Raw genomic sequence first — 21565 nt, forward strand, 5'->3', positions numbered from 1 at the left:
TTTTGCTGTTTATAAATGTTTATGGGTGTTTTTGATTATTTTTGATTGTTTGTGGTTGATTTTTGTGACCGTTTTCATTATACTGTAATCAAAGAAGAGGTGAATAAAATGTTAACTCCTGAACGTCATCAAATGATATTGCAACTTGTAAAAGAACAGAAAGTTGTAAAATTACAGCAATTAGTTGAAAGAACAGAAAGCTCTGAGTCGACAATTCGCCGTGATTTAGCACAATTGGAAAAGCAAAGGTTATTAAAAAGAGTTCATGGTGGTGCCGCTGTTTTAACAGGAAAAGGGCAAGAACCAACGATGGTTGAAAAATCATCCAAAAACATTCAAATAAAACAACAAATTGCTAATTATGCGGCTAGCGTTATTGAACAAGGTGATTGTATTTATTTAGATGCAGGAAGTACAACATTTGAAATGATTCCATTTTTAATAAATAAAGATGTGACTGTCGTTACGAATGGACTTATGCATATTGAAGCTTTAGTTGAAAATAATATTCGTGCGTATTTACTAGGTGGAATGATGAAGAGTAGGACGAAAGCTTTAATCGGTGCTATGGCACAGGAAAGTATGCAGAAGTATCGTTTTGATAAATGTTTTTTAGGTGCAAATGGTGTACATGAACAGCTTGGCTTTACAACGCCAGATCCAGAAGAAGCGCTCTTAAAACAAATGGCATTAACATTAGCAAACGAAGGATATTTCTTAATTGATGAAAGTAAGTTTTCAGAAGTTGCATTTGCGAAAATTGCAAATGTTGAAGAAGCAAATATTATTACAAACCATTTAGAAATTGATTTAGAAAAATATAAAAGACAAACCAATGTAATTGAGGCTGATAAACAATGATCTATACAGTTACTTTAAACCCATCTATTGATTATGTAGTACAAGTTAATTCCTTTGATTTAGGCGCAGTCAATCGAGCAGAGAAAGATATGAAGTTTCCTGGAGGAAAAGGGATTAATGTTTCTCGCGTTCTCCATCGTTTAGGTGTGGAAAATATAGCACTTGGATTTACTGGTGGATTCACCGGTCAATTTATTAAAGGTGTATTACAGGCGGAAGGCGTAATGACAAACTTCATCCAAGTAGACGGAGATTCCCGAATTAATGTGAAAATAAAAGGACAAGAAGAGACAGAATTAAATGGGCAAGGTCCTAATGTGACAAATGAGCAATTTGAACAATTAATGAAACAAATCGAAAGTATGAAGCAGGGAGATTGCGTTGTGCTAGCTGGAAGTGTACCTGCATCTATCCCAACTACCTTTTATGAATCAATCGCAGCGCTCGGAGCTGAAAAAGGTATTCGAGTAGTAGTCGATGCGAGTGGAAGTGCACTGCAGCATGTAATTAAAAATAAGCCATTTTTAATTAAGCCAAACCATCATGAACTTGGTGAGTTGTTTGGAGTGGAGCTTTCAACAGTAGAGGACGTTTTACCTTATGGAAGAAAATTAATTGAACAAGGTATAAAACACGTTATCGTATCGATGGCTGGAGAGGGAGCTTTATTATTTACGGCAGAAGGTATATATGAAGCGACTGTTCCAAAAGGTGTTGTAATTAATTCAGTTGGGGCCGGAGATTCTCTTGTTGCAGGGTTTGTAGGCAAATATGAACAGACAAAAGATATTGAAAAGGCATTTCAATACGGCGTTGCAACAGGGAGTGCAACAGCATTTTCAGCTGATTTATGTAAGAAGGAAAAAGTAGAAGAATTATTGTCGCAAGTAATTGTAGCTAAGCGATAGGGGGAAGCAACATATGAAAATTACAGAACTATTAAAAAGAGATACAGTCATTATGGATTTGACGGCTTCAAATAAAGAAGCTGTCATAGATGAATTAGTTGAGAAATTAAATGGGGCAAATCGTTTAAATAGTAAAATGGAATTTAAAGAAGCTATTTTAAAGCGGGAGTCCCAAAGTACGACTGGAATAGGGGAAGGTATTGCAATACCTCATGCGAAGACAAAGGCTGTTAAACAACCATCGATTTGTTTTGGTAGAAGTGTAAGCGGTATCAATTATGAGTCGCTTGACGGACAGCCAGCACACTTATTCTTTATGATTGCTGCAAGTGAAGGAGCGAATAATACTCATTTAGAAACGTTGTCTCGTTTATCGACATTATTAATGGATGAAGGATTTCGCAAGCAACTATTAGAAGCAAAGGATGAAAGTGAGCTTCTTCAACTATTTGATGAAAAAGAGAATGAAAAAGAAGAAGAGATTGAAGTCGCAAAACCAGAAGGAAATGAACCGTACGTACTTGCTGTTACAGCTTGTCCAACTGGAATCGCTCACACATATATGGCAGCGGATAGCTTAAAAGCAAAAGCGACAGAGTTAGGAATAGCGATTAAAGTTGAAACAAACGGATCGACAGGTATTAAAAACGGTTTAACGAAAGAGGATATTGAACGTGCAACAGCTATTATTGTTGCGGCGGATAAACAAGTAGAAATGAATCGTTTTGCTGGTAAACATGTCATTCAAGTACCAGTCGCTGATGGGATTAGAAAAACGGAAACACTTCTTAATCGAGCTGTAAAGCAAGATGCACCAATCTTTAAAGGTGTAAAAGAAGATGGAAAGGCAGAAAGTACGGAAAAAGAAAAAGGATTAGGAATTTATAAGCATTTAATGAATGGCGTAAGTAATATGCTTCCGTTCGTTGTTGGCGGCGGGATTTTAATAGCGCTAGCGTTTTCGTTTGGTGGTATAAAGGCGGAAGGTCCTTTAGCTGAATTGTTCATGTCAATTGGTGGAGGAAAAACAGGTGCGTTTTTATTCCTTGTACCAATTTTAGCTGGATTTATTGCAAGTTCTATTGCTGATCGTCCTGGTTTTATGCCTGGTGTTGTAGGTGGATTTTTAGCGGCGAATGCGAATGCTGGCTTTTTAGGTGGATTAATTGCTGGTTTCTTAGCTGGATATGTTGTTTTAGGGTTGAAAAGATTATTTTCAGGACTACCAGTACAATTAGAAGGAATTAAACCTGTTTTGTTATATCCAGTCTTTGGATTATTGATTACAGGAGTTGTAATGCAAAAAGCAGTGATTCCGCCTGTAGTAGCATTAAATGAAATGTTGACAGGGTGGTTAAATGGTTTATACGGTACGAATGCTATATTACTAGGTCTTATTTTAGGTGGTATGATGGCAATTGATATGGGTGGTCCAATTAATAAAGCGGCGTTTACGTTTGGTATTGCTGCAATAGAAGTACAGAATTTTGGAGTGCACTCAGCAGTTATGGCTGGTGGTATGGTACCGCCACTTGCGATTGCATTTGCAACTACATTCTTTAAATCAAAGTTTACAGAAGCGGAACGTAAATCTGGTTTAACAAATTATATTATGGGAGCATCGTTCATTACAGAAGGTGCGATTCCGTTTGCAGCTGCAGATCCGGTTCGAGTAATCGTAAGTTGTGTTGTTGGTTCAAGTATTGCAGGTGCGTTATCTATGTTATTCCAAATTACATTACCAGCACCGCATGGTGGATTATTTGTAATAGCGTTAGTAAATAAACCGTTACTATATATTTTCTCTATATTAATTGGAACGATTGTCTCGGCTATTATGCTAGGTGTTTGGAAAAAGAAAGTTCAATAACAAATGAAAAGAGAGCAGCTTTTAGTAGCTGCTCTCTTTTTATTACAAAAAAATAGGTTAACAATTAAATATTGATGTTTTTTGGTAAAAGATGTAACGAATTGTTACTTTTTTGTAACAAAAAAGTAACACTGTAATTTTTTCTGGAAAAAAGTTCTTGTGCTCGTATATGAAAAATATATGAAAACCACTGGAGATTGTATGAGAAATACATTTTATTAATATGGAAATTTATGTTACAACTCGTTAATCGTATATTACGAATGCTTTGTAATTGTGTGATTTCTAAAAATTCTAAAAATCTGTTGCTATAATGAAAATACGAAAACAAAGCAAATGGAGGCTATTCATGAAAAAATTATTAGGTATAGCAACAGCAGCAGTTTTTGGTCTTGGGATTTTTGCGGGTTCTGCTAAAGCGGAAACAATTGTAACAACAGACGTATTAAATGTTAGAGAAAACCCAAATGTAGAGTCAAAGCTTGTAGGTAAAGTGTTAAGTGGGAATACACTAGATGTTATAAATACAGAAAATGGATGGACAAAAATTAAGTTGAACGGTAAGGAAGCGTTTGTAAGTGCCGATTTTACAAAGAGCACATATTATGTAACGGCGGGCGTATTAAATGTTCGTGCTGGAGCGAATACTGATTCTGAAATTTTAGGTAAACTTAATAAAAATGATGTGATTGAAACGACGAATCAAGTTCAAAATGAATGGTTACAATTCGACTACAATGGAAAAGTTGGATATGTTCACGTGCCATTTTTAACAGGAACAGCACCTGTAATCGAAAAGAAAGAGGTTGTAGCTCAAGAAGAAGCGCCAGCTAGAACAAATACGCCGGTTAAAAATAATACAGTAGTTAAGAATAAAGAGTCTGTTAAGAGTAACGATTCTATTAAGAATGTAGAATCAAGTAAACCTGTGGTAAAAGAAAAACCGGCTGCAAAACCAGTTGCAAAATCTACTGAAACAAGTGCGCCTACTGGTGGTCGTGAAATTACAGTAGAAGCGACGGCATATACAGCAGATCCGAGTGAGAATGGTTCGTATGGTGGTCGTGTATTAACTGCAATGGGGCATGATTTAACAGCAAATCCAAATATGAAAGTAATTGCTGTTGATCCGAAAGTAATTCCGCTTGGATCAAAAGTATGGGTAGAAGGATATGGAGAAGCGATTGCTGGAGACACTGGTGGTGCGATTAAAGGAAATCGTATTGATGTATTAGTCGGTTCAGATGGTAGTGCTAATAGCTGGGGGCGCAAATCTGTAAAAGTGAAAGTTATACAATAGGTTATCGATATTAATATAAAAAGCGGTTGCTTGAAATTATGTAAGCAGCCGCTTTTTATGGATTATTGAAATGGATAAATAGTTTTACCTGTAATAATTTTATATGCACTGCAAAATTGCGTTTGTATATATTCTGTATTTTTATTTTCTGGATGTAATGTTGTTTCATGGAGGGTAGAATGAAAAGCCCGTAGTAAACAATTTAGGGCGAAGTATAATTCCTCTTGTGAACAATTTTGTTCTTTTATAGAAGTAGCTAAAATGAGGTCTTTTGTCAAAGATGAAAAATTGATGGTGGATTGTTTCATAGTTAACTCATCCTCTCGAAACTATTTTTATCATGTATATGCAGAATTGGACAAACTATGTTCTTTTTTCTGTATAACTTCATGTACCGAAATGAAAGAACTTGCAATCATGCCGTTAAAATTGGTAAGATTGGGTATAATCAATAGATGGAGTATATTACATAAAGAGAGTTGAATGATATGGGAGAAGTGCAACGTGAAAAAGTTGCTGTCATCATTGGACCAACTGCTGTTGGAAAGACGAAGTTAAGTATCAATCTTGCCAAAGCGTTGAACGGTGAAATTATTAGTGGTGATTCCATGCAGATCTATCGAACGATGGATATTGGAACTGCAAAGGTAACAAAAGCAGAGATGGACGGAATTCCACATTATATGATCGATATAAAAAATCCGGAAGATTCATTTTCTGTCGCGGAATTTCAAGAACGTGTTCGCAAGCATATTCGAGAAATTACAGAACGTGGTAAATTACCAATTATAGTTGGTGGGACCGGTCTTTATATACAATCTGTTTTATTCGATTATCAGTTTACAGATGATGCTGGTGATGTGATATACCGAGAGCAAATGGAAAAGTTAGCTTTAGAACGCGGTGTGGAATATGTACATAAAAAATTGCAAGAAGTAGATCCAGAAAGTGCGGAGCGTATTCACGCAAATAATGTACGACGTGTCATTCGGGCGTTAGAAATTTTCCACACGTCGGGTGAAAAAATGAGTGAACAAATTGAGAAACAAGAAAAAGAGTTACTCTATGATGTTTCATTAATTGGCTTGACAATGGATCGAGAAATGCTATACGATCGCATTAACTTACGAGTGGATTTGATGATGGAACAAGGCCTATTAGAGGAAGTAGAAGGGCTGTATAATAGAGGGATACGAGATTGTCAATCTATTCAAGCGATTGGATATAAAGAAATCTATGATTATTTTGAGAATCGAGTTTCTTTAGAAGATGCGGTATCACAATTAAAGACGAATTCGCGTCGTTATGCAAAGCGTCAATTAACGTGGTTCCGTAATAAAATGGATGTCACGTGGTTTGATGTTACAAACGGTGAAAAAACGTCAGAAATTTTACGATACATAGAAGGAAAGTTACAAGTAAAGTCGAATAATAGTAAGTAGAGAAAAAGAGGAGGATTCGACATGAAGCAATCAATCAATATTCAAGATCAGTTTTTAAATCAACTCCGTAAAGAAAATACGTTTGTTACGCTGTACTTATTAAATGGTTTCCAGCTTCGTGGACTAATTAAAGGATTTGATAATTTTACAGTCCTGCTGGAAACAGAAGGTAAGCAACAGCTTATTTATAAACATGCAATTTCTACATTTGTACCACAAAAAAATGTTTCAATTGAATTAGAATAGTAATGAATTATTGTACATAACAAAAAAGAGCGAGTTTCCTCGCTCTTTTTTTATTTGTCATAAACAATATATAGTGAAATTTAAGCGATTCTAAATACAGTAAGGCGGATGTTAGTATTTCCTGTTGCAGGGATCGTAATCTCATTAAGTGTAGATTGGACAGAGATTCTTGCACCAGCTGCTAATGTTTCTATTGTAGTAAATGAAAGTGAGTCGCCTATTAAATTTGAAGAGAAATTATCAGTTGCGACTGCTCCATTAATTGAAATTCCTACTCCGAGTGGAGCGCATCCTGGCGCAGTTGTAGAAATGGATACGCTAATTACATAAATACCACCGTTAATAACAGTAACTGTATCTGTGCCGTTGAAGATAATATTGTTTACGTTAATTGCAGTACTAAAAATAAAATTATTAAATTGCAGTACTGTTTGCTGAATATTGTTTGTTACAACAATTGTTGCTATAGGGAAGCTAGGTCCAGTAGGCCCAGTAGGTCCGGTAGGTCCAGTAACTCCTATGCCAGTAGCGCCGGTAGCACCCGTTGGTCCTTGAATGCCTTGAGCACCTTGAGGTCCAGTGGCACCAGTGGCACCAGTAGCGCCAGTAGCACCCGTGTTACCTTGAACACCTTGAGGTCCAGTGGCACCGGTAGCGCCTGTGTTACCTTGAACACCTTGAGGTCCAGTGGCACCAGTAGCGCCAGTAGCACCCGTGTTACCTTGAACACCTTGAGGTCCAGTAGCACCAGTAGCACCTGTGTTACCTTGAACACCTTGAGGTCCAGTAGCACCTGTGTTACCTTGAACACCTTGAGGTCCAGTGGCACCAGTAGCACCTGTGTTACCTTGAACACCTTGAGGTCCAGTGGCACCAGTAGCACCTGTGTTACCTTGAACACCTTGAGGTCCAGTAGCACCAGTAGCACCCGTGTTACCTTGAGCACCTTGAGGTCCAGTAGCACCCGTGTTACCTTGAGGTCCCTGAGGTCCAGTGGCACCAGTAGCACCCGTGTTACCTTGAGCGCCTTGAGGTCCAGTAGCGCCAGTAGCACCTGTGTTACCTTGAACACCTTGAGGTCCAGTAGCACCAGTAGCGCCTGTGTTACCTTGAACACCTTGAGGTCCAGTGGCACCAGTAGCACCGGTAGCGCCCGTGTTACCTCGAGGCCCAGTGGCACCGGTAGCGCCAGTAGCGCCCGTGTTACCTCGAGGCCCAGTGGCACCGGTAGCGCCAGTAGCGCCCGTGTTACCTCGAGGCCCAGTGGCACCGGTAGCGCCAGTAGCGCCCGTGTTACCTTGAGGTCCAGTGGCACCAGTAGCGCCCGTGTTACCTTGAGGCCCAGTAGCGCCAGTAGCGCCCGTATTACCTCGAGGCCCAGTAGCGCCAGTAGCGCCTGTGTTACCTTGAGGCCCAGTGGCACCGGTAGCGCCAGTAGCGCCCGTGTTACCTTGAGGTCCAGTGGCACCAGTAGCGCCCGTGTTACCTCGAGGCCCAGTGGCACCGGTAGCGCCAGTAGCGCCCGTGTTACCTTGAGGTCCAGTGGCACCGGTAGCGCCAGTAGCGCCCGTGTTACCTCGAGGCCCAGTAGCGCCGGTAGCGCCCGTGTTACCTCGAGGCCCAGTGGCACCAGTAGCGCCTGCTGGTCCAGTAGGTCCGGTAGGTCCTTGAATGAACGAAGCAGAATTAACTAGAGCAGTTTGTAATGCTGCTATTAATTTAAGGAGCTCTTGAAGTGTGCAAGGGTCAATTCGGAATAATTTTGTAATGTATAGTAAATAGTTAATGAGATTTTGAAGCTCAATAAATACAGCGCTTGCTACAAAGGTTGGATTTCTTAATATAGTTATTAAGTTTTTAATAATAGCTAACCCTTGTGCTTTCAGGGAGGAAGTAGCGTCTAGTGAACAAATAAATTTACTCAGTAGGTTCAATGTATCGATTAGGTCTTCAATATTTTGGGGAGATGGATTTGCGAAAAGTTTTGGGATTATTTTTGTTAAATCAATAATAATCGCACGAAATGTTCTAAGTTGAGCTTTAGTAATTGGGATTGATGGAGTATTCGGGATTCGTCCGGCGCTACTTGGAAAGCATGGTTTGGAGAATTTGTTTTGATTGTCGTTATAACGAGACATTAAATCTCTCCTTTCTCACGAAAATGTGAACGAAACTCATCATAGTAGATGCAGAAATTAGTTAAATGGTCATAGTAAAATCGTTTGTTTAAAGAAAAAATAGAAAAAACGCCTTACAATAAGGCGTTTTTTCTATTTTCTGCGTATTGATAATATCGCTTTAAGGAAATTTTTGATTTGAATCCAGCGAGTTTTATAATTTCTGATTCAGGAGTTTCTTTTTTTATTAAGTTTAAAATATAGGTGTTACGAAAATGTTGTCCTGAAATTCCTTTACGTAAATTGGCTCTAGCCACTTCGAGGCGAATCATTTTTTGTATAGCAATTTCCGTTAATGCCTTTGGTGCATCATTTTCATATACCCACCTGTATGTTCCACGGTTAAAATCGAATGCGACAAATAATGGATCATCACTATGGTATTTAGGACGAACTGGTTCTGGGATGCTTTTGTAATAATTATATAGTTGTTTTTTGTCTTCTTTTGCTAATGTAATTGTTCTTTCTACACCTGCGGTTGCTGGGATTGATAATGTATTAGTTTCAAAGTGAACGTGATGCATTGTTAATGCTGTAAGTTCCTGTAAGGATAAACCGTAGTCAATCAATAGATTTAAAATAGCAATATTGCGATCCATTAATAAGGGGCGCACAGGAAGTTGTTTTTCTGAAAGTCCTTCTAATGAAGTGACTATATACTTTAACCTTTTTTCTTCATCAGGTGAAATGAAATCTTCGTTACGAAGTGTACGGTCTGGTTGAATAGATATTTCCATATTCTTCAATGGATTAGGAATGTTTAGAAAATGATGCATTCTATTTAGTACAATAAATACACGATGCATCGTTTTTTCTGAGTAATGTCGATTCGTTTTTAAATCGGAAAAGTAATCTTCGTAGTCTTTTGTACAAAGTGTAGCCCATATATTACTGGAAGGGAGCTTTTTGTTTTTTTCTAACCAATGTCCGAAGTCTTCAATGTCATAAACATAACGTTTAATAGTTGAGGGTTTTCGGCCTTTATTCAATAAAAAAATAGAAAAGGCTTGTATTGTATCATGGAATTCCGTTGTCTCCATAGTCCCACCACCTTAATTATTTCTTATATTATAGCAAACTTTTCTGAAAATAGGCATTTACAAGGGGGACAGGAATAATAATATTTGGTGAGTGGATAAAATGAGGTGATTGTATGGAACAATCGATGCGAAAGAAAAACAACAATCAAATTAATATTGTGTTAAACCATCGAAAGAAAATTTCTTTGCCAGCCGCAGAAAATAAAACGGTAATTTCAAATGAAACTGCAATTAAACATGAAATGCTGCAGAGAATTGAAGAAGAGATGGGGAAGCTTGTTGGGATGGAGGATATAAAAAAGATAATAAAAGAAATATATGCTTGGATTTATGTGAATAAAAAAAGACAAGAAAAGGGATTGAAGTCAGAGAAGCAAGTACTTCATATGCTGTTTAAAGGGAATCCAGGTACAGGGAAGACAACTGTTGCTAGAATGATAGGAAAATTGCTGTTTGAGATGAATATTCTATCGAAAGGCCACTTGGTTGAAGCTGAACGTGCTGATCTTGTAGGAGAGTACATCGGCCATACAGCCCAAAAAACAAGAGATTTAATAAAAAAAGCAATGGGAGGTATTTTGTTTATTGATGAGGCGTATTCTTTAGCTCGAGGAGGAGAGAAGGACTTTGGAAAAGAAGCAATTGATACGCTTGTAAAACATATGGAAGATAAACAACATGGTTTTGTATTGATTTTAGCTGGATATTCAAGAGAGATGAATCACTTTCTTTCATTAAATCCAGGGCTTCAATCTCGTTTTCCATTTATTATTGAGTTTGCGGATTACTCGGTAAATCAGCTATTGGAAATTGGGAAGAGAATGTATGAAGATCGTGAATATCAGTTATCAAAAGAAGCTGAATGGAAATTTAGGGATCATTTACATGCGGTGAAGTATTCGTCGCAAATTACATCGTTTAGTAATGGGCGATATGTACGGAATATTGTTGAAAAATCAATTCGTACACAGGCGATGCGGTTGTTGCAAGAAGATGCGTATGATAAAAATGATTTAATTGGAATATCGAGTATGGATTTGATGCTCGAAGAGGAGACGCACAGTACATAAACTGTGCGTCAATTTTTGTGTATAAGTTCGTTTACTCTTTTTTTGCTTTTTCTTGGTGTGTTTTATGGAAGTGTTCCATTTTAGCGCTCTTTTCGTGTGCTGAATTAGGATCGTGTCCAAATTGATTTACTGAGCTTTTTTGAGCTCCTTTATTAACGTGGTTTGTCATTTGTATTCACCTCACTTTAAAAATTAGTATAAACATTATATAAAGAAAAAATCGTTAGAAAAGAAAAACCTCTTTACGATATGTAAAGAGGTTAGATTGCTATTTATGCATTGAACGTTCTTTCGTTTCGATACGTCTGTGCGGTAAATGCCATTTGTAATGAATAGAAACCATGCGGAAGCAAACAATTAAAATGAATAGAATGTAAAGAGCCCAATCGCTAACAATAATTTGAGCTCCAATTAAGAAACCTGCTAAAATTGTCCAAAAGGCATATACTTCAGCTCGAAGAACGAGAGGTTTTCTGCGGGCTAAAAGATCGCGAATGATACCGCCGCCGATACCAGTTAAAACAGCTGCTACAATTGTGGCGCTAATTGGTAAATTTAATTTTTGGGCATATAATGCTCCTTGTACAGCAAATGCCGATAAGCCGATAGCGTCAGTGATATTTTCCCACTTTTTCCAATGTCTAATTAACTTATTTGGAAAAAGAAAAATAATAGTCATTGATAAAAGTGCGATTTGGAATAACATGTCTTGTTGCCAAAACGCGACAATCGGATAACCGATTAATAAATTACGAAGGGCACCTCCCCCAAATGCGGTTGCCATTCCTAAAATATACACCCCGAAAATATCATAATCCTCTTCCATTGCAACAATGGCTCCGCTTAGTGCGAAAGCGATTGTGCCTATGATGCTAAAAATCTCCCATGCCATGAATTTTCTCCCCCGCTAACTAGATGAAATGTGCTTCCTCTGCTATTATATTAGAAGGTTTAAATTTCGAAAAGGATGAGTGAACATATTTGATGGAAGAAAAAGAAAAAGTCATATTAGTAGGCTGTCAATTGCCACAAGATGATGATGAAAAATTTATGCATTCCATGAAAGAGCTTGCATCACTAGCGAAGACTGCACGAGCAGAATTGTTAGTGTCAACAACGCAAAAACGACCAAAGTTTCATCCGGCAACTTACATAGGTAAAGGGAAATTAGAAGAGCTTACAATGTTAACTGAAGAGTTAGAGCCGGATGTTATTGTATTTAATAATGAATTAACGCCGAGTCAAATTCGGAATTTATCCTCAGTATTAGATGCGAGAGTAATTGATCGAACGCAACTAATACTGGATATTTTTGCGCAACGTGCGAAGTCGAGGGAAGGTAAGCTTCAAGTAGAATTAGCTCAGTTGCAATATACAATGCCGCGTCTTATGGGGCAAGGATTGTCCTTATCGCGTCTTGGTGGTGGTATTGGAACAAGAGGACCGGGTGAGACGAAATTAGAGACGGATCGTCGTCATATTCGATCGCGTATTGATGAAATAAAGAAACAACTTGCAGTTGTTGTGGAACATCGAAAAAGATATCGTGAGAGAAGAAAAGATAATAAAGTATTTCAAGTGTCATTAATAGGGTATACAAATGCAGGGAAATCGACACTGTTTAATAGATTAACGGAAGCTGATACGTTTGAAGAAAACCTTCTGTTTGCAACATTAGACCCAACGACAAGGAAGATGCCGTTACCTTCTGGTTATACAGTATTACTAACTGATACTGTTGGTTTTATACAAGATTTACCTACTTCATTAATCGCTGCTTTTCGTTCAACACTGGAAGAAGCGGGGGAAGCAGATGTCATTTTACATGTAGTTGATTCCGCGGATCCTAACTACATAGGGCATGAAAAAACAGTAAAAAGATTATTATCAGAACTTGAAATTAACCATATTCCTGTTATTACGTTATATAATAAAAAAGATGAATTACATCAAAACTTTATTCCGTTTCCGAAAAGTGATTTCTTAATGACTAGTGCTTTTGAAGAAAGTGATTTATTGCGTATAAAAGAAGCGATAGAAACGAAGATGAAGAAAGAAATGGATCGTTATCGAGTGGAAATCCCTCCGAGTGAAGGTAAGTTGTTAACGCTTTTAAAGACGGAAACTCTATTAGCAAAGATGGAGTTTCTAGAAGATAAATTTGTATATGATTGTGCAGGGTATATTTTTACTCATTCATCGCTTAATGTGCAATTAAAGAGATTTTTAGTGGAAGAAGGAGAAAATAAAAATGTTTGATCGTTTGAAAAATGGAGAAAAAATTGCTCCAATCGTAAAAGAAGTAGAGAGTCAGATTACAGAAGTACATAAACGTGCGGATGAAGTAATTGAAAGCAATCAGTTTCGTGTATTAGAAAGTTTTCGTAAACATAAAATTAGTGACTCGCATTTTATCCCGACAACAGGTTATGGTTATGATGATATTGGCCGTGATACGTTAGAAAAAGTGTATGCTGATGTATTTGGGGCGGAAGCTGGACTTGTTCGTCCGCAAATTATTTCAGGTACTCACGCTATCTCTACAGCGTTATTTGGTATTTTACGCCCGGGAGATGAGTTATTGTATATCACTGGGAAACCGTATGATACGTTAGAGGAAATTGTTGGTGTGCGTGGGAAAGGTGTAGGTTCATTTAAAGAATATAATATCGGTTACAATGCAGTTCCGCTAACTGAAGCTGGGCTTGTTGATTTTGAGGCTGTTGCAGCAGCGATTCATAATAATACGAAAATGATCGGTATTCAGCGCTCGAAAGGTTATGCTACTCGTCCATCGTTTACTATTTCTCAAATTAAAGAGATGATCGCGTTTGTTAAAGAAATTAAACCTGATGTTGTTGTGTTTGTAGATAACTGTTATGGCGAGTTTATTGAAGAGCAAGAGCCATGTCATGTTGGTGCAGATTTAATGGCGGGTTCGCTTATTAAAAACCCGGGCGGCGGAATTGTTAAAACTGGTGGTTATATTGTCGGGAAAGAACAGTATGTTGAAGCGTGTGCATATCGTTTAACTTCTCCGGGAATTGGCGCGGAAGCTGGAGCGTCTTTATACAGTCTGCAAGAAATGTATCAAGGGTTCTTCTTAGCGCCACATGTTGCAGGACAAGCGCTGAAAGGTGCAATTTTTACAGCTGCGTTTTTAGAAAAGTTAGGAATGAACACGTCACCAGCGTGGAATGCACCAAGAACAGACTTAATTCAATCTGTTCAATTTGATGATAAAGACCGTATGATTGCCTTCTGCCAAGCGATTCAATATGCATCTCCAATTAATTCGCATTTTACTCCGTATGCAAACTATATGCCAGGCTATGAAGATGATGTAATTATGGCTGCGGGAACATTTATTCAAGGTGCAAGTATTGAATTGTCTGCTGATGGTCCAATTCGTCCGCCTTATGTTGCTTACGTCCAAGGTGGGTTAACTTATTCACATGTGAAGATTGCGATTTGTTCTGCAATTGATGCATTAATTGAAAAAGAATTATTAACAATTTCTTAAGGGGAAGCTGTCGATTTCGGCAGCTTTTTTCGTATAAAAGTAATGATTTATGCGATTAGAAAAAGAATGAAAAAATTCATAAAAAAAATTATAAAAAATCATGTAAGAAAAGCTAACATCTATTGACACTAAACATAACATAGTATAAAATGAGAAGCAGTTAAGGCGAAGGAGGAACTGAAAAATGAAAGAAGATAGACGTTCTGCCCCGCTGTTTCCTATTGGTATTGTTATGGATTTAACACAATTGTCTGCACGTCAAATTCGCTACTATGAAGAGCATAATCTTGTTTCTCCAACCCGTACAAAGGGGAATCGTAGATTATTTTCATTTAACGATGTAGATAAGTTGTTAGAAATTAAAGATTTGTTAGATCAAGGCTTGAATATGGCTGGTATTAAACAAGTGTTACTAATGAAAGAAAATCAAACAGAAGCAGTGAAAGTAAAAGAAGAAACGAAAGAAATTTCAAAAACTGAGCTTCGCAAAATACTTCGAGATGAACTACAACATACAGGTAGATTCAATCGAACTTCATTGCGACAAGGTGACATTTCAAGATTTTTTCACTAAAGATAACTGATTCTGAAGGCGATTAGAGGGACTAAGGAGGAATTTATAATGTCTAGATACACAAAAGAAGATATTTTCCGTTTGGCGAAAGAAGAGAATGTAAAGTATATCCGTTTACAATTTACGGACCTTTTAGGGGTAATTAAAAACGTAGAGATTCCAGTGAGACAATTAACGAAAGCTCTTGATAACAAAATGATGTTTGATGGATCTTCGATTGAAGGTTTCGTACGTATTGAAGAATCTGATATGTATTTATATCCTGATTTAGACACTTGGGTAATTTTCCCTTGGACAGCTGAAAAAGGTAAAGTAGCTCGACTAATCTGTGATATTTACAATGCAGATGGCACTCCATTTGATGGAGACCCACGTAACAACTTAAAACGTGTGTTAAAAGAAATGGAAGCTTTAGGATTTTCAGACTTCAATCTTGGACCAGAGCCAGAATTCTTCCTATTTAAGGTTGATGAAAAAGGAAATCCAACATTAGAACTAAACGATAACGGTGGATACTTCGACCTTGCGCCGATGGATCTAGGGGAAAACTGTCGTCGTGATATCGTTCTTGAACTTGAAGAAATGGGATTTGAAATTGAAGCATCTCACCATGAGGTTGCTCCAGGGCAGCACGAAATTGACTTTAAATATGCAAATGCAATTCGCTCATGTGATGACATTCAAACATTCAAACTTGTTGTAAAAACAATTGCTCGTAAACATGGTTTACACGCAACGTTTATGCCAAAACCACTATACGGTGTGAACGGTTCAGGTATGCACTGTAACTTATCATTATTTAAAAATGGTGAGAACGTATTCTTTGATGCAAACGGTGACTTACAATTAAGTGATGATGCTCGTCACTTCATCGCAGGTATTTTAAAACATGCACCAGCATTTACAGCGATAGCAAACCCAACTGTAAACTCATACAAACGTCTAGTGCCTGGATATGAAGCGCCTTGTTACGTAGCATGGTCTGCACAAAACCGTAGTCCGTTAGTACGTATCCCTGCATCTCGTGGTATTAGTACACGCGTAGAAGTACGTAGTGTTGACCCAGCTGCAAACCCATATTTAGTAATGGCTACATTATTAGCTGCAGGTCTTGATGGAATTAAAAACAAATTAACTCCACCAGCAGCAGTAGATCGTAACATCTATGTAATGACAAAAGAAGAGCGCGAAGAAGCAGGTATCGTTGACTTACCAGCAACATTAGCGCAAGCATTAGTTACATTACAATCTAATGAAGTAGTATGCGGTGCACTAGGAGAACACTTACTTGAGCACTTCATCGAAGCGAAAGAGATTGAGTGGGATATATTTAGAACACAAGTTCACCAATGGGAACGCGATCAATATATGTCTCTATACTAAGAGAGAGAAGCCTTGATACTACGGTATCAGGGCTTTTTTTAGCTTTTTTAAGTGAAGTTATTGGATTGTTTTTGATTTCCTTGAATCATTTTACTAAGAAAATTTTTTCGATAGAATCGATCTTCTCTTTTTTTTAATTACTTGTGCTATAACTTAATAATTTTTTACTGCCTGTACGACGCGACCAATGATTTTTACGTCCTCATCTGCAAGGTTGTAAGTTTGTGGCTTGTGAATCGAATCATTACTCAATGGTATTAACGTAATGATACTTAGTTATAAAACAGTCTTATTCAGGGATTCGTCAGTTTATTTTCTAAATTTAGGCAATAAATATAGCTTAGTACCTTGCAATAAACAATACCGAGTGGTATATTATGGATAAGATAGGTACTGTGCATTGAACAGTACTAAGATAGGAAAGGAGGATGGCACTTGAACGTTCAGTTTAAAAAAGGTGTGCTTGAACTTTGTGTATTAGCACTTGTAAAACGTAAAGATAGTTACGGTTATGAACTTGTTCAGCAAATTTCTAATAAATTTTTAATATCGGAAGGGTCAGTATACCCTTTATTACGTCGTTTGACGAAAGAAGGGTATTTTCAAACGTATTTAAAGGAATCTACGGAAGGGCCACCTCGTAAATATTATCAATTAACAGAGCAAGGGGAGACGCAATTTCATTTGTTAGTAACAGAATGGTGTGATTTTGCGAAAGGGGTACAAGAAATTATTGAAGGGGTGGAATGGGATGAGTAAAGAAGGGTTTCTTAAAGAATTATCAAGTTATCTTAGAAAGTTACCAGAGGAAGAGAGGCAAGATATTTTATTGGATTATGAAGAGCACTTTCAGTTTGGACTAGAAGAGGGGAAAACTGAATCAGAAATAATACAAGGCCTTGGTTCTCCGAAAGTAATAGCGAAAGAATTACTTGCGATGTATCGCTTCGATGAAATGAAAAAAAATCCATCGACTTCAAATGTGACAAGAGCTGTTATGGCAGCGATTGGACTTAGTTTGTTTAATTTTATTATTGTGTTAGGACCGTTAGTCGCAATTATTGCTTTTATATTTTCTTTTTGGATCGGTGGTATTGCTAGTGTAGTAACACCATTTTTCGTTATTGGAAAAGTATTTATGGGTACTTTTATATGGTTGGATCTTTTCGTTAGTATAACGTTTGTTGGAGTAGGTTTATTGTTATGTATTATCGCTTTTTATAGTACAAAGTGGTTTAAGAGATTGTGTGTACGATATGTAATATGGAACTTCAAAATGATAAAAGGAGAGTAAATGATGAAAAAACTATTTTTAATCGCTATTGCTTGTATCATTATTGGAGTAATAGGAATTTCCCAAACATATGAAAAAGCAGTACAAACTGCTAAAAAAGGCGATAAAGAAAATGTAATTAAAAACGAAACATTAAAAAATATAGAAGTTAAGTTAGATGCCGGGGATATTATTGTCCAAAAATCTCCTGACTCTTCTTTTTATATCAAGCAATCAGGAGATGTACGTAAACAAGAGATTCGTATCGCAGAAGATGGTGACACATTAAAAGTTATTGGGGAAAGAGAAAAAGGTGCTTCATTTGATTTTTCTTTTTACGATTTTAGGTTTCAAACGTCTAAATTGACTCTCCTTGTGCCCGAACGCTCTTACCAAGATGTAAAAGTAAATTCATCTGCTGGACAAATCGAAATGAGTGATGTGAAAAGTGATAGCGTAAGTGTTAGAACACTTGCTGGAGAAGTAGAGTTGAAACAAATAACGGCTAAGAATGTGGAGGGATCGACAAAAGCTGGTGAGGTGAATTTTAAGAAGGTATTAGGGAAAGTGATCGCAAAAACAACAAGTGGGGAAATAAATATTCAAGATCATGATTCTAAGTATAATCTAGAAGCAAGTTCAACTGCGGGAGATATAGATATTACTTTATCGGAAAAACCACAAGATGCGGTAATTACTGGGCAAAGTGCTGCCGGAGATGTAACAATTTTTAATGAAGAAAATAAAAACGTAACAATTGGAAATGGTAGTAAAAAGATTAGTGGTAAAACGGCTGCTGGAGATGTGACGATTAAAACTCGTTAATAAGAAATAGAATGCATGGAAATCTATCAAAATACAAAAAAGAAGATAATTACCTTATATAAATAAGGTAATTATCTTCTTTTTATTATTTTTTAATGTAAATCACGATATACGCCAATTACTTTCCCGATAACTGACACTTGTTTTAAAATGATAGGTTCTAATGAAGAATTTTCTGGTTGTAAACGGAAATGGTCTTTTTCTTTATAGAAACGTTTAACAGTTGCTTCATTATCTTCTGTTAAAGCGACTACAATTTCACCATTATATGCAGACTGTTGTTGGCGAACAACAACTAAATCTCCATCGAAAATACCAGCTTCAATCATACTATCTCCAGAAATACGTAACATGAACACTTGGTCTGCTCCAGCAACAATACTAGCTGGAAGTGGGAAATGTTCCTCTACGCTTTCGACCGCTGTAATTGGTAAACCAGCAGTAACTTTTCCGACAATTGGAACTTGAATAACAGATTGTGTTTCCGTATCCATTCGGTCTTCACCTAAAATTTCAATGGCACGTGGTTTTGTTGGATCGCGTCGAATGTATCCTTTTTCTTCTAATCGTGATAAATGTCCGTGCACTGTAGAACTAGAAGCGAGGCCGACTGCTTGACCAATTTCACGTACGGAAGGTGGATATCCTTTTTCTTGTACTTTTAGCTTAATAAAGTCGAGAATGTCTTGCTGGCGTTTCGTTAACTTTTCCATGTTTTCTAACACCTCGTTTTCTTTCATTTTTCTTATTAATAAGTATAACATGTGAAAAAACATTCTACAAACATAAGTTCGAACAAATGGCGGATTTATGTTACACTATAGGGAAATAATAGGGAGAAAGAGGGGTTCAAAATGAATGCAATTATTTATGCACGTGTGAGTACAACGAAAGAAGCGCAAGAAACATCATTATTACGTCAAAAAGATGAATTATTGCATTTAGCTGAGCGCTATCAAATGAATGTTACTAAGGTGATTGAAGAGCAGGCTAGTGGATATACAATTGAACGTGACGGTATATTAGAGGTGTTGGATACAATTCGAGACGAACAAATTGATGTGTTACTTATACAAGATGAAACGCGTCTTGGTAGAGGAAATGCGAAGATCGCGTTAATGCATTGTTTACATAAAGAAGGCATAAAAGTATATACGCATACACATAACGGTGAATTACAATTGTCGGATTCTGATTCGATGGTATTAGATATTATTGGTATTGTTGAAGAATATCAAAGAAAGATTCATAATATGAAAATTAAACGAGGTATGCAACGTGCAGTAGAAAAAGGTTATCGTCCAGAAAAAAATTTAAAAAATCGTCATTTAAGTGTAGGAAGAGAGAAAAAAGAAGTGCCAATTGAGGAAATTGTACGTTTGCGAAAAAGTGAACTCACGTTTGAAGAAATTGCAGCAACATTACGTGGATTTGGTCATAATGTTTCAAAGGCGACTGTACATCGTAGATATGTAGAGTATACGAAGCAATTGCTTGATAAAGAAGAGTAACTATTGTATGATAATAATCAGTTTTGATTAGAAGGGGGATTCGAGATGATTAATCACGAACTCGTTGAACGCATTAACTTCTTAGCGAAAAAAGCAAAAGCTGAAGGTTTAACTGAAGAAGAGCAACGTGAGCGTCAATCGCTACGTGAACAATATTTAAAAGGATTTCGTCAAAATATGTTAAACGAACTTAAAGGTATTAAAGTTGTTAACGAAGAAGGTACAGATGTTACACCGACGAAATTAAAAGCTTTAAAAAAGCAAGATAATGCAAAATTAAATTAAAAGATGGGCGAAGCCCATCTTTTTTATTTGTAAAAATCGTTATTTAATAACTTTCCAGTTGTTATTAACTGTTGCTTCTATCGTTTTATGTTCCAATATATAATTAGCGATAAGTTCAGACATATCTGTGGGTATATCTTTTACTACTGGTTTGTTTTGAAACATAAAGAAATTTCCCCCGCCACTTGCACGATAATTATTCATTACAACGTCATATTCTTCATTCATATTAAGAGGAGCACTGTTATGCTGTAAAGATTCTACTCTTTCACCAATTGGTTTTGAAATGTTTAATACGTATGAAATCCCTTCCCACATATCATAATTATAATGTTGTGGCTTTGGTTCTATGTAGGTAGGACTTATGGTGATTGATCCATCTGTTTTTAATGTGAAATAAGAAGCAGAGAGTTCAAGAGCATTTTTTATATCTGCTCCAGTTATTTTAATTACTTTTAATGTGTTTGGATAAATATAATTAGAAACGATATCACGCATTGTTACATGTTCCGGGAAACCTGGAGATGTATTATGGAACAAACTTGTACAAGAAATTGATACATTAGCTATATTCATCTGTATTTTATTTATGAATTCTATAAAAGGATGATCATGCAAACGAGTTTGCATAGCATCTGAAATTTGCATGTCCCCTTGAATGATTCCAATAGGTTGATCAAGCCACTTTTGTGTTTTCTTTTCGTAATCGGCTACCAATGAAAGTACATCTTGGTCCGCCTCAAATCCTTGTACAGATAATAATTCAGAAGAACTCTCTTTTTTCACCCATTTATGTTTCGTTTTTTCGAATGTTACTTTTACTTTTCCAACTGAGTGTCCATTGCATCCGGTCTGTAAAATTGTTACACCGTTAGCCATTGTGTGAGAAATTTCCCGGTGTTGGTGGCCTGTTAATAAGATATCTATGCCTTCAATTTCATGGCACATTGCATATCCTTGGTTTTCTCCTGTTAACACTTCAGTCGGTACCCCGGTTTGTAAATCTCGTTCAACTCCCCCGTGATACGCTACGACTAGTAAATCTGGTTTCTCATGTTCGCGAATATAAGAAACCCATTCTTTTGTAGTCTTTAATGCATCTTCAAATAGTAAATCTTTAATGTGATGGGACTGTTCCCAATTTGGTATGTAATGTGTTGTTACCCCATGCCTATCCACTTAAGAATGGAAACACAATGAACTTTCGTTCATATAACCAAAAAACTCTCGAAATATTTGGTATCTTTAAAAATGGGCATACCAAATAAACCTAGATA

The 21565-nt window shown here is 36.9% G+C and carries 22 protein-coding genes and 2 pseudogenes; 16 read left to right on the forward strand and 8 right to left on the reverse strand.

What is annotated here, in order from left to right:
• Positions 1–108: 108 nt before the first annotated feature.
• The 4 genes from ACS2CR_RS04535 (at position 109) to entD (ending at position 4939) form a co-directional block, all read left to right on the forward strand.
• Entirely contained in the window at positions 109–861 is a 753-nt protein-coding gene (locus ACS2CR_RS04535) for a DeoR/GlpR family DNA-binding transcription regulator (RefSeq protein WP_000957286.1), read from the forward strand.
• Positions 858–1769, forward strand: coding sequence for a 1-phosphofructokinase (pfkB, locus tag ACS2CR_RS04540; RefSeq protein WP_000640830.1), 912 nt, complete (start codon positions 858–860; stop codon positions 1767–1769). Before ACS2CR_RS04535 ends, pfkB begins: the two co-directional genes overlap by 4 nt.
• 13 nt (positions 1770–1782) lie before the next feature.
• A complete protein-coding gene (locus ACS2CR_RS04545; RefSeq protein WP_153602382.1) occupies positions 1783–3639 on the forward strand; it encodes a PTS fructose transporter subunit IIABC in 1857 nt (618 codons plus the stop codon).
• Positions 3640–3988: 349 nt separating this feature from the next.
• Positions 3989–4939 (forward strand): cell wall-binding protein EntD, encoded by a 951-nt coding sequence (entD, locus tag ACS2CR_RS04550; protein WP_000734613.1) that lies wholly within the window; start codon positions 3989–3991, stop codon positions 4937–4939.
• 62 nt (positions 4940–5001) lie between these two features.
• Here the strand turns inward: entD and ACS2CR_RS04555 are convergent, their stop codons facing one another.
• Positions 5002–5247, reverse strand: a complete 246-nt coding sequence (locus tag ACS2CR_RS04555; RefSeq protein WP_000814426.1) for a hypothetical protein — start codon at positions 5245–5247, stop codon at positions 5002–5004.
• Between the two features lie 180 nt (positions 5248–5427).
• Between ACS2CR_RS04555 and miaA the strand changes: the two genes are divergently transcribed.
• Complete coding sequence (miaA, locus tag ACS2CR_RS04560) at positions 5428–6381, forward strand: tRNA (adenosine(37)-N6)-dimethylallyltransferase MiaA (RefSeq protein ID WP_000504957.1); 954 nt, start codon at positions 5428–5430, stop codon at positions 6379–6381.
• Between the two features lie 21 nt (positions 6382–6402).
• On the forward strand, positions 6403–6627 hold the full coding sequence (hfq, locus tag ACS2CR_RS04565) for an RNA chaperone Hfq (RefSeq protein ID WP_000813896.1): 225 nt from the start codon (positions 6403–6405) through the stop codon (positions 6625–6627).
• An 80-nt stretch (positions 6628–6707) separates the two neighbouring features.
• On the opposite strand, the gene ACS2CR_RS04570 is transcribed toward hfq, so the two are convergent.
• Both ACS2CR_RS04570 and ACS2CR_RS04575 read right to left on the reverse strand, forming a co-directional pair.
• Positions 6708–8765: a Gly-Xaa-Xaa repeat protein gene (locus tag ACS2CR_RS04570; protein ID WP_438906020.1), complete on the reverse strand. Its 2058-nt coding sequence runs from the start codon at positions 8763–8765 to the stop codon at positions 6708–6710.
• 113 nt (positions 8766–8878) lie between these two features.
• Positions 8879–9844, reverse strand: coding sequence for a tyrosine-type recombinase/integrase (locus ACS2CR_RS04575; RefSeq protein WP_000450319.1), 966 nt, complete (start codon positions 9842–9844; stop codon positions 8879–8881).
• 113 nt (positions 9845–9957) lie between these two features.
• On the opposite strand from ACS2CR_RS04575, the gene spoVK reads away from it, so the two are divergent.
• Positions 9958–10914 carry a stage V sporulation protein K gene (gene spoVK / locus ACS2CR_RS04580; RefSeq protein WP_000438175.1) on the forward strand — a complete coding sequence of 319 codons (957 nt, stop codon included), beginning with the start codon at positions 9958–9960 and terminating at the stop codon, positions 10912–10914.
• Between the two features lie 31 nt (positions 10915–10945).
• On the opposite strand, the gene ACS2CR_RS04585 is transcribed toward spoVK, so the two are convergent.
• The gene (locus ACS2CR_RS04585; protein ID WP_000181501.1) at positions 10946–11083 is read right to left on the reverse strand and encodes a hypothetical protein; all 138 of its coding nucleotides are present in this window, start codon (positions 11081–11083) and stop codon (positions 10946–10948) included.
• Between the two features lie 99 nt (positions 11084–11182).
• Entirely contained in the window at positions 11183–11806 is a 624-nt protein-coding gene (locus ACS2CR_RS04590) for a trimeric intracellular cation channel family protein (RefSeq protein ID WP_000312267.1), read from the reverse strand.
• Positions 11807–11898: 92 nt separating this feature from the next.
• Here ACS2CR_RS04590 and hflX point away from each other — a divergent pair, with 92 nt between their 5' ends.
• The 4 genes from hflX to glnA all read left to right on the forward strand — a co-directional run bounded on the left by hflX (position 11899) and on the right by glnA (position 16394).
• A complete protein-coding gene (gene hflX, locus ACS2CR_RS04595) occupies positions 11899–13173 on the forward strand; it encodes a GTPase HflX (protein WP_000391395.1) in 1275 nt (424 codons plus the stop codon).
• On the forward strand, positions 13166–14437 hold the full coding sequence (locus ACS2CR_RS04600; RefSeq protein WP_000460289.1) for an aminotransferase class I/II-fold pyridoxal phosphate-dependent enzyme: 1272 nt from the start codon (positions 13166–13168) through the stop codon (positions 14435–14437). Before hflX ends, ACS2CR_RS04600 begins: the two co-directional genes overlap by 8 nt.
• Positions 14438–14621: 184 nt before the next feature.
• A complete protein-coding gene (gene glnR, locus ACS2CR_RS04605) occupies positions 14622–15011 on the forward strand; it encodes a transcriptional repressor GlnR (RefSeq protein WP_000656783.1) in 390 nt (129 codons plus the stop codon).
• Positions 15012–15059: 48 nt separating this feature from the next.
• On the forward strand, positions 15060–16394 hold the full coding sequence (gene glnA / locus ACS2CR_RS04610; RefSeq protein ID WP_000092763.1) for a type I glutamate--ammonia ligase: 1335 nt from the start codon (positions 15060–15062) through the stop codon (positions 16392–16394).
• 153 nt (positions 16395–16547) lie between these two features.
• On the opposite strand, the pseudogene ACS2CR_RS04615 reads toward glnA, so the two are convergent.
• Positions 16548–16667: pseudogene (locus tag ACS2CR_RS04615) on the reverse strand (LexA family protein); the annotation flags it as partial.
• 162 nt (positions 16668–16829) lie between these two features.
• On the opposite strand from ACS2CR_RS04615, the gene ACS2CR_RS04620 reads away from it, so the two are divergent.
• The 3 genes from ACS2CR_RS04620 to ACS2CR_RS04630 are packed head-to-tail and all read left to right on the forward strand — an operon-like array spanning position 16830 to position 18492.
• Positions 16830–17153, forward strand: a complete 324-nt coding sequence (locus tag ACS2CR_RS04620; RefSeq protein WP_001102627.1) for a PadR family transcriptional regulator — start codon at positions 16830–16832, stop codon at positions 17151–17153.
• Complete coding sequence (locus ACS2CR_RS04625) at positions 17146–17688, forward strand: DUF1700 domain-containing protein (RefSeq protein ID WP_000031383.1); 543 nt, start codon at positions 17146–17148, stop codon at positions 17686–17688. The genes ACS2CR_RS04620 and ACS2CR_RS04625 overlap by 8 nt, the downstream gene beginning before the upstream one ends.
• Positions 17689–18492: a DUF4097 family beta strand repeat-containing protein gene (locus ACS2CR_RS04630; protein WP_053512238.1), complete on the forward strand. Its 804-nt coding sequence runs from the start codon at positions 17689–17691 to the stop codon at positions 18490–18492.
• 92 nt (positions 18493–18584) lie between these two features.
• Here the strand turns inward: ACS2CR_RS04630 and lexA are convergent, their stop codons facing one another.
• Positions 18585–19205 (reverse strand): transcriptional repressor LexA, encoded by a 621-nt coding sequence (lexA, locus tag ACS2CR_RS04635; protein WP_000413738.1) that lies wholly within the window; start codon positions 19203–19205, stop codon positions 18585–18587.
• A gap of 141 nt (positions 19206–19346) precedes the next feature.
• Between lexA and ACS2CR_RS04640 the strand changes: the two genes are divergently transcribed.
• On the forward strand, positions 19347–20003 hold the full coding sequence (locus tag ACS2CR_RS04640) for a YneB family resolvase-like protein (RefSeq protein ID WP_000991472.1): 657 nt from the start codon (positions 19347–19349) through the stop codon (positions 20001–20003).
• A 45-nt stretch (positions 20004–20048) separates the two neighbouring features.
• A complete protein-coding gene (locus ACS2CR_RS04645; RefSeq protein WP_000607015.1) occupies positions 20049–20288 on the forward strand; it encodes a DUF896 domain-containing protein in 240 nt (79 codons plus the stop codon).
• Positions 20289–20327: 39 nt separating this feature from the next.
• On the opposite strand, the pseudogene ACS2CR_RS04650 reads toward ACS2CR_RS04645, so the two are convergent.
• Positions 20328–21455, reverse strand: a pseudogene (locus ACS2CR_RS04650) (bifunctional metallophosphatase/5'-nucleotidase); the annotation flags it as partial.
• Between the last annotated feature and the right edge of the window lie 110 nt (positions 21456–21565).

This window comes from Bacillus cereus group sp. BceL291 (genome assembly GCF_051776705.1).
Classification (GTDB): domain Bacteria; phylum Bacillota; class Bacilli; order Bacillales; family Bacillaceae_G; genus Bacillus_A; species Bacillus_A cereus.

Excerpts from the sequence above, each read along its gene's own strand:
- ACS2CR_RS04645 (WP_000607015.1), top strand. The coding sequence starts at position 20,049 with ATGATTAATCACGAACTCGTTGAACGCATTAACTTCTTAGCGAAAAAA.
- ACS2CR_RS04570 (WP_438906020.1), bottom strand. The coding sequence starts at position 8,765 with ATGTCTCGTTATAACGACAATCAAAACAAATTCTCCAAACCATGCTTT.
- lexA (WP_000413738.1), bottom strand. The coding sequence starts at position 19,205 with ATGGAAAAGTTAACGAAACGCCAGCAAGACATTCTCGACTTTATTAAG.
- hflX (WP_000391395.1), top strand. The coding sequence starts at position 11,899 with ATGGAAGAAAAAGAAAAAGTCATATTAGTAGGCTGTCAATTGCCACAA.
- ACS2CR_RS04575 (WP_000450319.1), bottom strand. The coding sequence starts at position 9,844 with ATGGAGACAACGGAATTCCATGATACAATACAAGCCTTTTCTATTTTT.
- ACS2CR_RS04535 (WP_000957286.1), top strand. The coding sequence starts at position 109 with ATGTTAACTCCTGAACGTCATCAAATGATATTGCAACTTGTAAAAGAA.
- ACS2CR_RS04600 (WP_000460289.1), top strand. The coding sequence starts at position 13,166 with ATGTTTGATCGTTTGAAAAATGGAGAAAAAATTGCTCCAATCGTAAAA.
- glnR (WP_000656783.1), top strand. The coding sequence starts at position 14,622 with ATGAAAGAAGATAGACGTTCTGCCCCGCTGTTTCCTATTGGTATTGTT.
- entD (WP_000734613.1), top strand. The coding sequence starts at position 3,989 with ATGAAAAAATTATTAGGTATAGCAACAGCAGCAGTTTTTGGTCTTGGG.
- miaA (WP_000504957.1), top strand. The coding sequence starts at position 5,428 with ATGGGAGAAGTGCAACGTGAAAAAGTTGCTGTCATCATTGGACCAACT.
- ACS2CR_RS04555 (WP_000814426.1), bottom strand. The coding sequence starts at position 5,247 with ATGAAACAATCCACCATCAATTTTTCATCTTTGACAAAAGACCTCATT.
- glnA (WP_000092763.1), top strand. The coding sequence starts at position 15,060 with ATGTCTAGATACACAAAAGAAGATATTTTCCGTTTGGCGAAAGAAGAG.
- hfq (WP_000813896.1), top strand. The coding sequence starts at position 6,403 with ATGAAGCAATCAATCAATATTCAAGATCAGTTTTTAAATCAACTCCGT.
- ACS2CR_RS04590 (WP_000312267.1), bottom strand. The coding sequence starts at position 11,806 with ATGGCATGGGAGATTTTTAGCATCATAGGCACAATCGCTTTCGCACTA.
- ACS2CR_RS04630 (WP_053512238.1), top strand. The coding sequence starts at position 17,689 with ATGATGAAAAAACTATTTTTAATCGCTATTGCTTGTATCATTATTGGA.
- pfkB (WP_000640830.1), top strand. The coding sequence starts at position 858 with ATGATCTATACAGTTACTTTAAACCCATCTATTGATTATGTAGTACAA.
- ACS2CR_RS04585 (WP_000181501.1), bottom strand. The coding sequence starts at position 11,083 with ATGACAAACCACGTTAATAAAGGAGCTCAAAAAAGCTCAGTAAATCAA.
- ACS2CR_RS04625 (WP_000031383.1), top strand. The coding sequence starts at position 17,146 with ATGAGTAAAGAAGGGTTTCTTAAAGAATTATCAAGTTATCTTAGAAAG.
- ACS2CR_RS04545 (WP_153602382.1), top strand. The coding sequence starts at position 1,783 with ATGAAAATTACAGAACTATTAAAAAGAGATACAGTCATTATGGATTTG.
- ACS2CR_RS04640 (WP_000991472.1), top strand. The coding sequence starts at position 19,347 with ATGAATGCAATTATTTATGCACGTGTGAGTACAACGAAAGAAGCGCAA.
- spoVK (WP_000438175.1), top strand. The coding sequence starts at position 9,958 with ATGGAACAATCGATGCGAAAGAAAAACAACAATCAAATTAATATTGTG.